This window comes from Sulfurimonas sp. C5, from assembly GCF_029872055.1.
Taxonomy (GTDB): Bacteria; Campylobacterota; Campylobacteria; order Campylobacterales; family Sulfurimonadaceae; genus Sulfurimonas.
Genome location: NZ_JARXNQ010000001.1, coordinates 611,546 through 626,426 on the forward strand (window position 1 = coordinate 611,546; position 14,881 = coordinate 626,426).

General features: G+C 34.7%; 14 protein-coding genes. 3 read left to right on the top strand and 11 right to left on the bottom strand.

What is annotated here, in order from left to right:
* From P6N22_RS02990 to P6N22_RS03000, 3 genes are read right to left on the bottom strand one after another with little or no spacing between them, the layout of a single operon-like run.
* The gene (locus tag P6N22_RS02990) at positions 1 to 1,023 is read right to left on the bottom strand and encodes an HD domain-containing phosphohydrolase (protein WP_280330029.1); all 1,023 of its coding nucleotides are present in this window, start codon (positions 1,021 to 1,023) and stop codon (positions 1 to 3) included.
* A gap of 46 nt (positions 1,024 to 1,069) precedes the next feature.
* On the bottom strand, positions 1,070 to 3,895 hold the full coding sequence (gene uvrA / locus P6N22_RS02995; RefSeq protein ID WP_280330031.1) for an excinuclease ABC subunit UvrA: 2,826 nt from the start codon (positions 3,893 to 3,895) through the stop codon (positions 1,070 to 1,072).
* Entirely contained in the window at positions 3,888 to 4,625 is a 738-nt protein-coding gene (locus P6N22_RS03000) for a sulfite exporter TauE/SafE family protein (RefSeq protein ID WP_280330033.1), read from the bottom strand. Before P6N22_RS03000 ends, uvrA begins: the two co-directional genes overlap by 8 nt.
* Before the next feature lie 104 nt (positions 4,626 to 4,729).
* Between P6N22_RS03000 and P6N22_RS03005 the strand changes: the two genes are divergently transcribed.
* From P6N22_RS03005 to P6N22_RS03015, 3 genes are read left to right on the top strand one after another with little or no spacing between them, the layout of a single operon-like run.
* Positions 4,730 to 5,158 carry a chemotaxis protein CheX gene (locus P6N22_RS03005; protein WP_280330034.1) on the top strand — a complete coding sequence of 143 codons (429 nt, stop codon included), beginning with the start codon at positions 4,730 to 4,732 and terminating at the stop codon, positions 5,156 to 5,158.
* Positions 5,151 to 5,462: a flagellar motor switch protein FliN gene (gene fliN / locus P6N22_RS03010; RefSeq protein WP_280330036.1), complete on the top strand. Its 312-nt coding sequence runs from the start codon at positions 5,151 to 5,153 to the stop codon at positions 5,460 to 5,462. The genes P6N22_RS03005 and fliN overlap by 8 nt, the downstream gene beginning before the upstream one ends.
* Complete coding sequence (locus tag P6N22_RS03015; protein ID WP_280330037.1) at positions 5,459 to 6,385, top strand: hypothetical protein; 927 nt, start codon at positions 5,459 to 5,461, stop codon at positions 6,383 to 6,385. Before fliN ends, P6N22_RS03015 begins: the two co-directional genes overlap by 4 nt.
* A gap of 1 nt (position 6,386) precedes the next feature.
* Here P6N22_RS03015 and P6N22_RS03020 read toward each other — a convergent pair whose 3' ends face one another.
* The 8 genes from P6N22_RS03020 to dksA all read right to left on the bottom strand — a co-directional run bounded on the left by P6N22_RS03020 (position 6,387) and on the right by dksA (position 14,870).
* Positions 6,387 to 8,132 (bottom strand): sugar phosphorylase, encoded by a 1,746-nt coding sequence (locus P6N22_RS03020; RefSeq protein ID WP_280330039.1) that lies wholly within the window; start codon positions 8,130 to 8,132, stop codon positions 6,387 to 6,389.
* A 16-nt stretch (positions 8,133 to 8,148) separates the two neighbouring features.
* Positions 8,149 to 9,369 carry a glycosyl transferase gene (locus tag P6N22_RS03025; protein WP_280330041.1) on the bottom strand — a complete coding sequence of 407 codons (1,221 nt, stop codon included), beginning with the start codon at positions 9,367 to 9,369 and terminating at the stop codon, positions 8,149 to 8,151.
* A gap of 10 nt (positions 9,370 to 9,379) precedes the next feature.
* Complete coding sequence (locus P6N22_RS03030) at positions 9,380 to 10,537, bottom strand: DUF4147 domain-containing protein (protein WP_280330043.1); 1,158 nt, start codon at positions 10,535 to 10,537, stop codon at positions 9,380 to 9,382.
* Positions 10,527 to 11,324: an HAD-IIB family hydrolase gene (locus P6N22_RS03035; protein ID WP_280330045.1), complete on the bottom strand. Its 798-nt coding sequence runs from the start codon at positions 11,322 to 11,324 to the stop codon at positions 10,527 to 10,529. The genes P6N22_RS03030 and P6N22_RS03035 overlap by 11 nt, the downstream gene beginning before the upstream one ends.
* 65 nt (positions 11,325 to 11,389) lie before the next feature.
* Positions 11,390 to 12,529, bottom strand: a complete 1,140-nt coding sequence (locus P6N22_RS03040) for a hypothetical protein (protein ID WP_280330047.1) — start codon at positions 12,527 to 12,529, stop codon at positions 11,390 to 11,392.
* Positions 12,529 to 13,482 (bottom strand): tRNA dihydrouridine synthase DusB, encoded by a 954-nt coding sequence (dusB, locus tag P6N22_RS03045; protein ID WP_280330049.1) that lies wholly within the window; start codon positions 13,480 to 13,482, stop codon positions 12,529 to 12,531. Before dusB ends, P6N22_RS03040 begins: the two co-directional genes overlap by 1 nt.
* A complete protein-coding gene (locus P6N22_RS03050) occupies positions 13,483 to 14,505 on the bottom strand; it encodes a hypothetical protein (RefSeq protein ID WP_280330051.1) in 1,023 nt (340 codons plus the stop codon).
* Between the two features lie 11 nt (positions 14,506 to 14,516).
* On the bottom strand, positions 14,517 to 14,870 hold the full coding sequence (dksA, locus tag P6N22_RS03055; RefSeq protein ID WP_280330053.1) for an RNA polymerase-binding protein DksA: 354 nt from the start codon (positions 14,868 to 14,870) through the stop codon (positions 14,517 to 14,519).
* Between the last annotated feature and the right edge of the window lie 11 nt (positions 14,871 to 14,881).

Sequence of the window (14,881 nt, forward strand, 5' to 3'; positions counted from 1 at the left end):
TTACTCTCCCTCGGCTAATTCTTGAAAAGTTTCCAAATGCTCTTCAAAAATATTTACAAGTCTAGGGTCAAACTTTTTCCCTTTTTCCTCTTGAATATATGCGACAGCATCTTCAAATGACCATGCATCTTTATAAGCTTTTTTCTCTAAAAGGGCATCTAAAACACTTACAATAGCAACTATTCTTGCATAGATATGAATCTCTTCCCCTTTTAAACCTCTGGGATAACCAGTACCGTCAAAATTTTCATGATGTTCGTATGCAATAATCGCTGCAGCATTTATCAGTTTTTTACTTGAATTTTTCAAAATTCTCAATGCTAATTTTGGATGGTTTTTAATAACTGCGAATTCATCATCTGTTAAATGTTCAGGTTTTTTGACAATAGAATCTTCAATAAATACTTTACCTATATCATAAAGAGGAGAAGCCAAATAAATCATTTTGATCTCTTCTTCATTTAAAGTACCTTCTAAGACAGCTAACTGCTTTGCAAAATCTGCTACACGTCTGATATGACTTATTGAATCAAGGTTACTGTCTTCAATCATAGCTGAAAGTATATACACCATCTCTTTTTGGGCATCTTCAGTTTCTGAGAGTAAAAGCTTGTTTTGCCAGTTAGAAATTTTTAACGATTTTTTATAATTGTAAAACTCTAAATGGTGTCGAACTTTTCTATATAATTCATGTTTTTGAATCGGATAACGTATATCATCTATACAGCCGCTTTGATACCCTTCATCCAGATTTTCAACATCATCTTGTTCAACTAAAAAAATAAGTGGGACTTCTTGCAGTAATGGAGTGTTTTTTATACTTTTACATAGTTGTATAGCGTCTGCATCTGACATTCTTCTTGCTAAAAGGATCAGATCAAAACGCTTTGTTTTTAAAAGATCTATGGCATCTTGAGAGTTAAGAGCATAAGAAAGTCCATACCCTTCTTCTCTTAAAAGTTCAATGATCTTTTTGACGTTTTCCATGACGTCATCAATGATTAAAATCTCACTTCTTTCCATAACTTTTCCACTCCCTTATTTGGGTGATTTAAAGTTATTATACCATTTACTTATGTAAAAGCAATTCTTTTTCTAAATATTTTCCAGTATACGAACCTGACTTTTCATGGTTGGCAGCCAGTTCTTCCGGTGTTCCGACATCGACAACCAAGCCGCCTCCTGAACCACCTTCAGGACCTATATCTACAATGTAATCTGCATTTTTGACCATATCTAAATTATGCTCGATTACAAGTACGCTATTGCCGAGTTCAACAAACTTATGCAGTACACCTGTGAGTCTGTCGACATCTGCAAAGTGAAGACCTGTTGTAGGCTCATCTAAAATATAAAGTGTTTTCCCTGTGTCTTTACGACTTAACTCTTTGGCAAGTTTAATACGTTGTGCTTCCCCACCTGAAAGCGTTACGGCATTTTGTCCGAGTGTAATGTAACCAAGCCCAACATCTACAAGTGTTTTCAGTTTTTGATGAATTTTCGGAATTGTTTTAAAGAATTCATACGCTTCATCTACGGACATTTTAAGAACATCGGAAATAGTTTTCCCTTTGTAAAGCACCTCTAGCGTTTGCTGATTATATCTTTGTCCCTGACAACTGTCACATTTAACCATAATATCCGGTAAAAAGTGCATCTCTATTTTGATTTCACCCTCACCTTGACACTTCTCGCAACGCCCGCCTTTAACATTAAATGAGAACCTTGAAGATGTATATCCTCTAATCTGTGATTCTTTCGTTTGTGCAAAAAGGTTTCTAATCTCATCCATCACACCTGTATAAGTTGCAGGATTTGATCTTGGAGTACGTCCAATAGGACTTTGATCAAGATAGATTACTTTATCAACATGTTCAAGTCCGTTAATCTCTACACCGGCAACTTTATTTACTTTTCTTGCATGGTTTAAAAGCTCTCTAGCTGACGGTAAAAGTGTTTGTAAAATCAGTGAACTTTTACCGCTTCCACTTACACCTGTAACACATACAAAGTTATTCAATGGAATTTTTACACTCATATCTTTAATATTGTTAAGATTTACGTTTTTGATCTCTATAAACTTCTCTTGTTCACGTCTATAAAAATACTCGATTTTCTTTCTTCCAAACAGATAATCCGCCGTAGCTGTTTTTGCCTTTTTAAGCTCTTTTAGAGTCCCTGCAAACACTACATTTCCACCGAACTTTCCTGCACCTTCACCGATATCTACGATAAAATCAGCATGTTCTATAGTCTCTTTGTCGTGTTCAACTACGATTACGCTGTTCCCTTTTTCTTGCAGGTTTCTCAGCGTTTTAATCAGTTTTAAAGTATCACGTTCGTGTAAACCGATACTCGGCTCATCAAGTACATACATAACTCCTGTTAGACCTGAACCGATTTGTGAAGCAATACGGATACGCTGTGCTTCACCACCACTGATAGTTCGGGCATCACGTCCTAGTGTAATATATCCAAGACCAACATCATGTAAAAAGAATAGTCTTTCACGAATCTCATTGAGAATCGGTGCAGCTACCATCGAATTTTGTTTATCCATATAAGAAAAATTATCTTCTACAACGAACCACTCATATGTCTTTGATATAGGCATATCTAAAATCTCTGGTATTCTTTTCTGAGCTACCTTAACAGCAAGTGATTCCGGTTTGAGTCTGTGTCCTCCACATACGTCACATACTTTTTCACTCATATAGTCATTGAGTTCTTTCTCATCTTTGAACATATCATACGCTATACGAATAATACCAGGCCATATTCTCTTGACTTTATGTTTCTTCCATAAAAATTCAATTTCACCGATATTGCCGTGTAAAATAGCTTTTTGCTGATGGCGTTCCAATTCACCGTAAGGGATTGTTATATCAATTTCGTTAGCCTCACAGAACCCTTTTAAGAATGTAAAATAGTAACCTTTATTAAAACCGTAAACAATTTTAATCGCACCCTTTTCAATACTGAGATCTGGATCTATAATTTTTTCAATATCAAGAGTATAACGCAGTCCCAATCCATCACATTCATTACATGCCCCTTTTGGAGAGTTAAAAGAAAAACTAAGTGGTTCTAAGGGATCAAAACTAATTTTACAATCAAAACAAGCATTGTGTTCAGAGTAATGGATATGCTCCCTGCAACCTATCTCTTCATGGTTTAGAACATCGATTTCAAGCTCACCATAACTCTCTTTGAGCGCTTTTTCAACTGAAGATGCAATACGCTCTTTATTTTCCTCTTTTACAACTACCCTGTCAATTACAACTTTAATGGTATGTTTTTTGGTTTTTGAAAGCTCAATTTCATCGTCAAGTCTCACCATAACTCCGTCAATCATTGCACGTACATAACCCTTATGCACAAGTGACTGAATAAGGTCTGCATAAGAACCTTTGTTATCACGAACAAGCGGTGCAAGGAGAACCAGTTTTGCACCTTCTGGAAGTTTCGCAACCTCTGAAATAATATCCGAAGCTGACATTTGAGAGATCTCTTTACCACACTTGTGACAGTGCTGTACACCTACACGAGCATATAAAAGTCTGAGATAGTCATAAATCTCAGTGATCGTTCCTACCGTTGAACGAGGATTTTTCGATGTTGTTTTTTGATCGATTGCAATAGCGGGAGTAAGCCCTTCTATCTTATCTACATCCGGCTTACCCACTCTGTCTAAGAACTGCCTTGCATATGAAGACAACGATTCCATATAACGGCGTTGCCCTTCGGCATAAAGCGTGTCAAAAGCGAGTGTAGACTTTCCACTACCGCTAAGCCCCGTCATAACAATGAGTTCATTCTTTGGAATTGTTAAATCTATATTTTTAAGATTGTTTTCCCTTGCACCGGTTATCTTGATAACATCTTTTTTATCCATCAATCAATACTCTCTTTGCTAAATAAATAACTATTACTATATAAAAAAATACCAACAATCTTTTTTGTAATGTTGTTTGTACTTTATCTTTAAAAAATATTCCTGCATACACACCCAATAGTGATGCAATACCTACAATAATGCCGCTTTTAAAATCTATATGTCCCTCTAATGTATGCGAGATTAAACCTGCTATAGAAGAGAATACAACAAAAAACAATCCTGCAGAGATCGCTTTTTTCAATTCTACATGCAAGAATCCTACCAATATAGGTACAAGCATAATACTTCCGCCGACACCGATGGTGATACTCATCATTCCGATAAAGACACCAATGATAAAAAGGAGAACCTTACTTATTTTCTTTTCAACGGCATCCTCTTTAATCGGCATAAAAAGTCTAAAGAGTGCAAATGTAGCAAATAAAAGGAAAAATATCTCTAAAGTTCTATTACTAAATAAGGATGTTATATAACCGCTAAGCGACGCTCCGACAAAGCCACCGATTCCTATGATCGTAATCATAGCGACATCCAACGTCCCTTTTTTATGGTTTAAATAACTGCCGAATATAGAGCCAAAAGTCATCTGCACTACGGAAATCCCGATCGCACTTTTAGTATCAAATCCCAGTAAAAGTAATAACGGGACTAAAATCGTTCCCCCGCCAATACCAAAAAAACCAGAGAGAAGCCCTGTTACAGCCCCTATTGTCAATAGTTCAATCATAAATGCAATTATACCCAATTATATAATCTCTTTTGGGAGAATTTAATTTTGCTTTGTGTTTGCATAAAGTATAATCAACCAATAATAAATTATGGCGGGGAATAATGTTAAATAGTATTGAAGAAGCAGCAATAAATTTCTGTATACATCAGATAGGTGAAGATCACAATGTTAAAGATGGAATAACAAAAAAGAGAACACTTATTGCTTATATAGACTTAGATGCTCTAGACGGGAAAAAATACAGAGCTTATATAGCCTCAGATGCAGGCTTTATGCAAAGAGTTTCAAAACTTTTCCTAGAAGAGGACGAAAGCGATGAAGAAACACTTACAGATATGACTTTGGAAACTGCTAACTTAATTATCGGCAGTGCAAAAGTAATAGCTGAGGATAGAGCTGATTCTCCATATTCTATCAATACTCCATTTTTTGAAAAAATCGGAGAGTTTGATCTGGCATATGATGATGCAAAGACTATTCAGGTGGGAGAGGATGAGCTTACCATCGCGTTGAAGGATTTAGATGTCTAACAAAGTTTTCAACCCAAAAAATGACCTAGCATGGATGGACTACTCCGGTATTCTTGACATGGAAGTAGAGTTTATTGCCGAACTCGGAGAAACAGATATTACTCTTAGAGATATCCTGAAACTTGAAAAAGGTTCTATTATTGACCTGAAAAAGCCTGCAGGTGAAAGTGTCGAGGCTTATGTAAACGGTCGTATTTTGGGTAAAGGTGAGGTTATGGTATATGAGAAAAACCTCGCTATTCGTATCAATGAAGTTTTAGACTCTTCTGCAGTTTTATACTATCTTTCAAAAGAGAAACTATGATAAAGATTCTTTTCCTATTTCTGCTTCCTTTAACTCTTTTTGGTTCGAAAATTCTCAGTTATAATATTTACGAAAGAACAGACCGTGCCGATGTAATGATCACTTTTGATACTCCTTATACAGGGACTATTAAACAAAGCAAAGGAAAATCAAAAACTATTTTGAAACTTGAAGATGCATCGATAGAGTCTTCAAAAATAAAAAAAGTCAATTCAAAATATTTAAAATCTTTAACTATCACACCTTTACTTGATTATACGCAAATTGTTGCCATTACACCTAGTTACGTAAAACTGATTGCATCAAAAACATCTGATGGTTACGGGTTACGTTTACGTTTTACGGAAGAAGCGGCAATTAAGTCAAGTACTGCAACAGCTGCCACTCAAACAGCATCACCTAACTTGTCTGCTTTACCGACAAAAAAAAGCGACGATCTTTCAACGAGTTACTATATTGTAATTGCAATTTTAATCATCGGGATTCTAATTCTTTTCTATCTAAAGAACAAGATCCAAGCAAAACAACAGCCGAAAGCAAAACAAGCACCTAGTTCTTGGTTATTTAAACAAGATGAACAACAGCAACAGCCTCAGCAGACACCTTCTGTAAGTTCAAGTTTCCAGAATGAAATCTCTATACGTTTTCAAAAAAGTCTTGATCAGAATAATAGTGTTGTAATGCTTGATTTTTTAAACCAAAGTTATCTTGTTTTAATCGGTAACGGAAATATTTTACTTGATAAATTCATCGACAACCAACCCTCAACTCAAGAGGAGTTTGAAACTATTTTGCGCAATAGACATGCAGAATTAGAAGAATTTTTAGCAAATCCTATGCAACCACAACATACACATTCCCCTTTGGACGGACCACTACAATCATATAAAGAAAGAGCTGCAAGTTTAGCTTACGGAGAGTAAGCTAATTACTTGCCGGCTGCTGCTTCAACCATAATATTCCAAAAGGCTCTATTGTAAACTGTTTTGTGTCATAGAGTTTATGTGTAATAATCTCTAACAGTTCTTCATCACTCGAAAACGATATATCAAGTTCAATATTTTTATCAGAAAAATTATAAAGTGTAATGATATATTCATCTTTCTCTGTTGAGAAGTGTTTCATGGCAAAAACCTGCGGATGAAAATCTAAAACTTCAAAGCTTGAATAGGGATCAAAAGACTTTTCATTGGTACGGATTGAAAGTAACTGTTTATATCTTTTGAAAATATTGTTACGTAATCCATTCTCTTCGGCAAGTTCCTCTTTAATATTATCAAAATTTAGTTTTTCTCTATTGATAGCTCTGTTTCTTCTGGTCTTTTTAGAACCTTCATAATAACTTTGGGAGCCAACTAACGAGTGAAAGTAAATTCCAGGCACTCCTGGCATAGTCAGTGTTACAGCTTGTGAGAGCATCATTCTTTTAGCTCGCAATACTTGATCTGTCTCCGGGTGTGTCAGGATATCTATATAACTGCAATTTAACTCATATGGAGCTTTTTCTTCGTCATCCTTACCACCCATTGCCCTGTAAGAAACAAGTCCGCCGTGTTCTAAACATGAATCAACTAAAAAATTAATCTCATCTTGGTCTAAAATCTCGCTGACAGCACGTAAACCTACTCCGTCATGACTTGCCGTAAAATTGAAAAAACAGACTTTATCACTTGGCAGTTGAAGTGTCTTACTCCATTGCGTCAGCTTAACACAATCTCCTTTTAAAATTGAAAATGCGAGTAAAGGCGGTAATGCAAAATTATATACCATCTGTGCTTCATCATCGCCTTCTCCAAAATAAGAAATATTTTCATCATGAGGTACATTTGTTTCCGTAATTATTAATACTTCCGGAGCCACCTCATGAATAATCTGTCGCATTAACTGAATAAGAGCGTGTGTTTGCGGTAAATGTACACATGAGGTACCTACCTCTTTCCAAATAAATGCTATTGCATCCAAACGTAAAAGAGATGCCCCTTTTTCTACATAAAACAGTAATACATCCAATATGCGGATTAAAACTTTGTAATTTGCATAATTAAGGTCAACCTGATCTCGGCTAAAAGTGGTCCATACACTTCTTTTTTTCCCTTCATCATCTGTAAATTCATTCAGTAAAGGAGTTGTTCTCGGTCGCACGACAGCGGAGAGGTCCGTTGAAGGATCTAATTCTATAAAATACTCCAAATATTTTGGATCATTGGCAAGAAACTTATTGAACCATGAACTTAAATGACTCATATGATTGATGACACCGTCAAACATCAATCTGTGGTCTTTTCTAAGTGACTGAATATCCCGCCATGAACCTTTTTGAGGGCATACTCCCTTGTAGTTTACGATTGAGAAACCGTCATCAGTTGAAAATGGATAAAAAGGTAGAATATGTACTGTATTGATATAATCTTCAACATACTCATCTAAAAATCTTTTTAGAGTTGCTAATGCCGTTTCCTCTTCATGAAATATCTGATTACCGTATGTAATTAATATGACATCTTTTTGTGTTAAAACATAAGGCTGTGTTTCAATTTTTTCCCTGTATTTGTCGATAAGGTCTAAAATACATTCGTAAGCTTTTAAAGCATCTGAAGTGCTGTAAATCTGTACTAACAACTCTTTAATAAGTTTGAATCTGTCTTTTTCTAAATTTGGTCCTATTTCCATACAGTCCCATCCTCTTTTATTTTTCTAAAGCAACCGTTTTAAGAAAATCTTCTGAAATACCAGGAAGTACCGAACGTACACTAATCCATGCTGACAATGACGGAACACCTAGAGGATCATTGCCAAACTCTTCACACGCTTTCTGCAAAGCACGATCAAAACATTCAACTACTTCTATCTCTTTTTTACGATCATACTCTATACCGTTGATTTTAGCAAGAGCATCAAATTTTGCAATTGCTTTACGTGCCTCTTGAAAAAATGTTGCTCGAAGCGTTTTAGCTGATGCGTCAGAGAATACTACACCTTGTTGTATCATAATTCTAAAAACTGTCTGAGCAATATCGATAGCCATTTTCGTTATACCACCGTCAAGCTCATTCTTTTTATCATTACCTTTTAACTCTTGATGCTTATGCTCATAACTTTGCATAATTTCTGTCTGACATATACGTCTTACAGAAGTATTATCATATATTTCACTCAGAGTAGAAACTTCAAGACCCCACGTTGGTGAAATTCTAATACCACGAGCCAGTGTTCTTATAAAAGCAAACTCACCTGAAAGTGCATAACGGAAACTATCCATATAGTCTAAGTATTTACTAGCACCGTATGTCAGTTTTAACGCTTTAATCAAAGGGGAATAAAAAAGTCTTGTTGCCCTACCGTGTAATTGTTCCGTAACACGAGAGTAATATCCTTTGTTAAATTCATAATCTAATGCCGGATGTACAATCGGATAAAAAAGTTTTGCGGGAATAGCACGAGAATAATTCACAATGTCACAATCATGTAAGGCAAAAGCATGAGCATTAGGATCGGAGAGTGCATACCCTATCATTGTCCAAACATTTCTACCTTTTCCTTTAATATCTAAACTACGAAAACCAGCATCTTCTATATTTTGATAAAGCTCTTGGATTTGAGGGCCCTCATTCCATAAAATATCTACCTGAACATTAAGTTCTGACATTATCACTTTGACTTTTTCATACTCCTCTTTTGTAGCACGGTCAAGACCCAAAATAATTTTGTAAAGATATTTTACATGCTTTAACTCTTCTATGATAGTTTGCATTGCCGGTGTTTCAAATTCTGAATATAAAGCAGGAAGTAACAATACCATATTGCGTCGTTTAGCAAACTTTTCCAATTCACTTTCTATATCTGAAATATCTCTGCTAGATACATCCTGTAAAGTTGTAATTATCCCGTTTTGAAAAAAATCTGCCATAGCTGCTCCTCTAAAATTTTTGTTTTAAAATAATGACAAAGTCCATTACATTCGTTCCTGTTAATCCTGTTACAAATGAATATCCCAATTGATGAAAAAATGAAAAACTGTCATTACGCTGTAAGTACTCTTTTGGATTCAGTTTTTGTTTTTTGATTTTTTTGTAAATATCATAATCAATAAATGCACCATCTCCCTCAGAGTTACCGTCTTTTCCATCACTGCCTGCACAAAGAATAAAAATATCTTTTGTAATGCAGCTGCTATTTAATAATCTCAGAGCCAATTCACTGTTTCTACCGCCTAAACCGTTGCCTTGCACTTCAACCGTAGTTTCTCCGCCAAATAATAAACAAAATGAATCATATTCTTTGTTATACGTTTCAATCTCTTTAGCAATCATTTTTGCTGCTGCTTTAGAGTTTGTAGAAAGTGTTGTAGTGACTATCTTTGTTTTTTGTACATGGGACTTCACATATTTTTTTGCCCGCTCCAGAGCAATAGTATTATTTCCTATAATATAATGAGGAAAATCTGGATATAACGGTGCAGAACCTATTGTATTGAGATCATCTCCTATAACGTCACTAAGAACCTGTACATACCCTTTTGCCTTGAAAAACTTAGCTAACTTACCGCCTTTAATAGCTGAGATCGACTTTCTTATTTTGTTGAGTGCTTTAATATCGATTCCCGAGACTAATAAAGCATTAGAGATCTTTTGAAACTCTTCAAAACTTATTTCATCTACAGGTTTTTCTATCATAGCTGAAGCACCACCGCTTAAAAAGAAAATAAACAAGTCATCTTTTTGCAGTTTTTGAATCTCTTTTATTAACTTATTAGCACAATCAACACTTTTTTCAGACATTTGAGGATGAGTTGAGCGACATGTTTTTACGTAGGATAGGTTTTGTTTTTCCAAAGAAACAATCAATCCTCCGGATACACGGTTAGAAAGTATTTTTTCGGCTTCTTTAGCCATAAAATAAGCTGCTTTGCCGACACCGAAAATATAAAGCTTGTTAAAAGAGTTTAATTTGATTTTTTGATTGGAGATTTTGAGGTATTCTTTGTCAATTGAGAGGTTTCTTTTTACTATTTTATCAGCTTTGACACCCTCTAATGCTTTATAAAAGATTTTTTGGAGCAGTATCTTAGCGGACATATCGCAGCACCATCTCGTTAAATCCCCTACTCCCTTGGTAGCAGGACCTGTTAATGTTTGGTAAATTTGTAGAGACATAACCTCCGTAATGATTTTGGATAATCATCGCTTTATCGACATTTTCAAACATTGCTATATCGTTTTTACTGTCTCCAAAACCAAAAGTCACAACATCATCATGAAATAATTGTTCAAAAAGTTCTGTTGCCTTTTTTACCGCAACACCTTTATCTTGTGTTTTTGCGACTAGATGAAAAAATCTTCCACCCTGTAAAATCTTAAACCCCTGAGTTTCTGCAAACTCTTCTAGTTCAAGTAATAAAGTAGTATTTTCTAATATAAAAGGTTCAGTAAAGTCTCTTTGCTTTGCTAATGAAGCGTTGGTATGATCAAAACCTGTTAACTGCATGATTTCATCAATACTCATATCGCTAAATCCTTTCATACTAAACTCTTGTTTGTGCTGATTGTAAAACTCCAAAACTTTAGAGTATGCTTCTCCAAACATGACTACTTTATAACCCTCGTACTCATTTAGATCTTCTAATTCAAGGTTTTGATACCCTTTTGGAATAAACAAAGCGGCACCATTTTCTGTTATAAATGGTTCTATTATACCGACTTTTTGTTGTAAACGTATAACTTCGGCTTTAGTCTTACTTGTCGTAAAGATAAGAGGAATATGATTTTCTTTAATATAGTGGAGTGCTTCTAATGCTGAAGCAAAGGAATAATCGTCATGGTTTAAAAATGTACCGTCTAAATCTGTAAAAATTAATTTTTTCATATCTATAAGTATAATGTATTACGAATACATATTATCCTTTTCATTGTTGAAAAAACAAACAAAAATTATCTTTTTCTTTGAAACCTCTCTAGAAGAAGTTTTTTGATTACATTAACGTTTGCAATACTGAATTTATAACTGTCATCCATCATTTTATTAATATGGAAGACTTCTGTAACTGTTATCCCATATGGATCTTTTTTCTCTTTAACTATTTTACCTTCATCATTATAACTATACAGATAAAGTGTTTTACGTGCAGTTTGAAGGTAGTAAGTAAGTACAATTTCGTCTGAGTGTTTTTTCTCAATCGCAACAACTACACGCTGATCTTCTCTATAATCCGAAGAATTTATTCCTATAATTTTCTCTGCCGATTTTGCAGATATAAAACCTATATAAAATTTATTATAAAGATCATGGTAGCGTTGAATTTTTGGATTATATAAAAAGCCCATATCTAGAATATGCTTTTTGTGGGAACGAAGAGTTTTTGTAATCCAACTCATAGTATTGTAGTATCTAAAAGGATGAAGTTTTAAGGTATGAGCTTCGATCATTTTAGGAGAACGGATTTTATCTTTTGGCTGCAGCTTCTGCTTTTTTAGATCGGTAATGTAGTCCAGAACTTCTTCGGCTGAAAATTCTTTAGTAAACCATACCTTACAGTAAGACGGGAATTGTTTATAACCTATTGCACCGTGATTTAAAATAATAAGTGCTTTAATCTCATAATGGGGAAAAATAATCTCTAAGAGTGCTTTTTTCTTACGTAAACGTTTCCGCAGTTTTAAAACATTTTTAACAAGCGTCATCTCAACAAAATAGAGCTCATTGTTTTTTGTAATAAACATAGCATCAAATTCACTAATCTCGCGTGATTTTGTACGATATACAATTTGCTCTTTTTCACTGATTGAAAGTGTATTTGCATGTGCTTTTTGCTTATTTTGGTGAAAGCCTTTTAATACAAATTGTGTAATGTAATCATTCTCTTCGGCATAACGCAGTAGCTTTTCATAAATAAAGTTTTCAAATACTTCCCCTTCAAAAGAACGGTATGAGCTTAAATAAGAGGGATCATCTTTGTCAACCCCGTTCTTTATTAGTGAAAGCAAATGCTTTGTATTGTAGTCGTAGTGGAGTAAGTTATCAGCGATATCTTCTTTGTCTAAGTTTTTGATCGAATCGCTAATCTCAAGCATTAAGACACCATTTCAGAGTTTTTGAAAAACTCATCGATTACATCTCTGAACTCTTGAATGTCAACAATAGTATTGACTTGGTTTCTTAAAGCTGACGCACCTCTATAGCCTTTTGAATATGTATGTGTATGTTTTCTAAACATCGCTACACCATGAGCACCGTAGAACTCAATCATCTTGTCATAATGTTCCATAATGATCTCATGTTTAAGACTTAACTCTATATGCTCGTTACCTGTTTTTAACTGGTGAAAAATCCATGGAGCACCAACGGCACCACGTCCGATCATAACTCCGTCAGCACCAGTATGCTCTAGTACCCACTGTGCTTTTTCGAAAGAGTCGATATCACCATTTGCAATTACAGGAATATTTACAGCTTGTTTAATCTCTGCAATAGCATCATAATCAACCGGAGCTTTAAATTTTCCCGCACGTGTACGCCCGTGAACTGCTAAAAAATCAGCACCGCTGTCTTCAACAATTTTTGCAATATCAACATGATTTTTCTCTTCAAATCCTAGACGAATCTTTACAGATGTCATTGACTTATTTGAAGTATCTTTGATAGTTTTAATAATATCACCCATTAGAGGCAGATTTAGCAGAAGTGAACTACCGCTTCCATGCCCTACTACTTTGGGTACGGGACATCCACAGTTAAGGTCAATAATATCGATCCCCTCTTGTTCGTTTAATATCTCTACCGCCTTACGTACAATATCTACATCTGCACCTGCTATCTGTACAGAATATGGATCTTCGAGTGGAGATTTTTCTAACATATGTAGTGTTTTTTTTGAACCGTGTGCTAAAGCGTTAGAGCTTAGCATCTCACTTACAGTAAGATCTGCCCCAAATTTTTTCACCACGCTTCTAAAAGGGAGGTCTGTAAAGCCAGCTAAAGGTGCTAGTACGTAGATAGGTTTTTCAAAAGAAAGAGGTTGTGCCATTTATATAAACATATCTATTGGGAAATTTTTACCTGCTTCTTTAAGTGCACGGTATGCTCTGAAGTTTTGATAGTCCGCTTTTGAAGCGATATCTAAAATTTCATTTGCTGGAGTAAGCATCTCTAAATCGTATAAAGTATATAAATATGCATCCATTGCAGCTTCATTTGATTCACTTAATGTTTCAAACAGTTTCATTCTTTGTTCAGGAATCATACCGCTTTTTGAAAGAGTCATTGAAATAGTTATAAAGCTTTTTTTGTCAAACTCTAACATATTCATCAGTTCAATTAAATGATCATTTGGAACTTCAAGTCTGTGTTCATCTGCATTAATACGAGAAAAAATAATATTAAGTGCTTCCAAAGTCATATAGTTTTTGTATTTTTCAATTGCATCTAATGGAGCTGTTTGTACAAAATCTACATATACTTCTTTACAAAGAACATCTGCATATTTAGCCGAATTACTTAGAATAACTTCGGCAGTTAAAAATCCGTGTTTATATTTATTTCTTTTATTTGCTATAACCAGTTCATTATCAACGCTTAGCTTGTACGGTTTAAGATCAACAACTTCTCCGCTTTTAATTTTATTTAAAAGCTCTAGAATAGTATCGATTTTTTCATTATTCGTGTTTCCAGCAATATCTTTTAAAGGCTCTATTGCTGTATTTTCCAGTAACATTCCAAGAAGTTTATATCTTGGTGTTCTAAACTCGTAATGTCTATTTGCTTTACCTAGGTAAGCATCTACAACTGCGTCAATGATCTTTTCATAGTCTTTTTGATACTTACGATCTTTAAAAGTGTGCAGCAGTGAATGAAACCACATATGAGCTGCACTTGCGACATACAATACAAAGACAGGTACAATAACTAATAACGCAATCGATATAGCCGGTAATGTAGTTCCGAAGAAGTTTACTACATAACTTTCTTGTGATACGTATGCATACACAAACCAACCGACCAATGCTATCCATATTAAAGAAGCTATTGTATATCTTTTTAAGTACATCATTTGTAAATCCTTTATTTTTTAGACTTTTCTACTATCTCTCTACAATCTATACAATAAATTGCATGAGGTTTAACTTTTAGTCTTTGAAAGCCTATATCATCTTCACACATCTCACAGATACCGTATTCGCCTTTAACAATTTTTCTTAAAGCAACTTCGATCTCTGATAATTCTTTGTTTTGCTGTTGTACAATTGCACTTTCAATCATTGAATTATTATTTGCAGAAGCATGGTCTCCTTCATCATTTAATTCTAAAGAGTTTAATTCATCAAGTTCGCTATTCACTCCATTGATGTTTTTTTCAATCTGTTCTTTGCGGCTTTGTAATATCTCTTTAAAGAACTCTAATTCACTCGCTTGCACTGACTTGTTTC

Bases quoted from the DNA above. Each gene is read 5' to 3' on its own strand.
- P6N22_RS02990 (WP_280330029.1), bottom strand. From the start codon at position 1,023: ATGGAAAGAAGTGAGATTTTAATCATTGATGACGTCATGGAAAACGTC.
- uvrA (WP_280330031.1), bottom strand. From the start codon at position 3,895: ATGGATAAAAAAGATGTTATCAAGATAACCGGTGCAAGGGAAAACAAT.
- P6N22_RS03000 (WP_280330033.1), bottom strand. From the start codon at position 4,625: ATGATTGAACTATTGACAATAGGGGCTGTAACAGGGCTTCTCTCTGGT.
- P6N22_RS03005 (WP_280330034.1), top strand. From the start codon at position 4,730: ATGTTAAATAGTATTGAAGAAGCAGCAATAAATTTCTGTATACATCAG.
- fliN (WP_280330036.1), top strand. From the start codon at position 5,151: ATGTCTAACAAAGTTTTCAACCCAAAAAATGACCTAGCATGGATGGAC.
- P6N22_RS03015 (WP_280330037.1), top strand. From the start codon at position 5,459: ATGATAAAGATTCTTTTCCTATTTCTGCTTCCTTTAACTCTTTTTGGT.
- P6N22_RS03020 (WP_280330039.1), bottom strand. From the start codon at position 8,132: ATGGAAATAGGACCAAATTTAGAAAAAGACAGATTCAAACTTATTAAA.
- P6N22_RS03025 (WP_280330041.1), bottom strand. From the start codon at position 9,369: ATGGCAGATTTTTTTCAAAACGGGATAATTACAACTTTACAGGATGTA.
- P6N22_RS03030 (WP_280330043.1), bottom strand. From the start codon at position 10,537: ATGTCCGCTAAGATACTGCTCCAAAAAATCTTTTATAAAGCATTAGAG.
- P6N22_RS03035 (WP_280330045.1), bottom strand. From the start codon at position 11,324: ATGAAAAAATTAATTTTTACAGATTTAGACGGTACATTTTTAAACCAT.
- P6N22_RS03040 (WP_280330047.1), bottom strand. From the start codon at position 12,529: ATGCTTGAGATTAGCGATTCGATCAAAAACTTAGACAAAGAAGATATC.
- dusB (WP_280330049.1), bottom strand. From the start codon at position 13,482: ATGGCACAACCTCTTTCTTTTGAAAAACCTATCTACGTACTAGCACCT.
- P6N22_RS03050 (WP_280330051.1), bottom strand. From the start codon at position 14,505: ATGATGTACTTAAAAAGATATACAATAGCTTCTTTAATATGGATAGCA.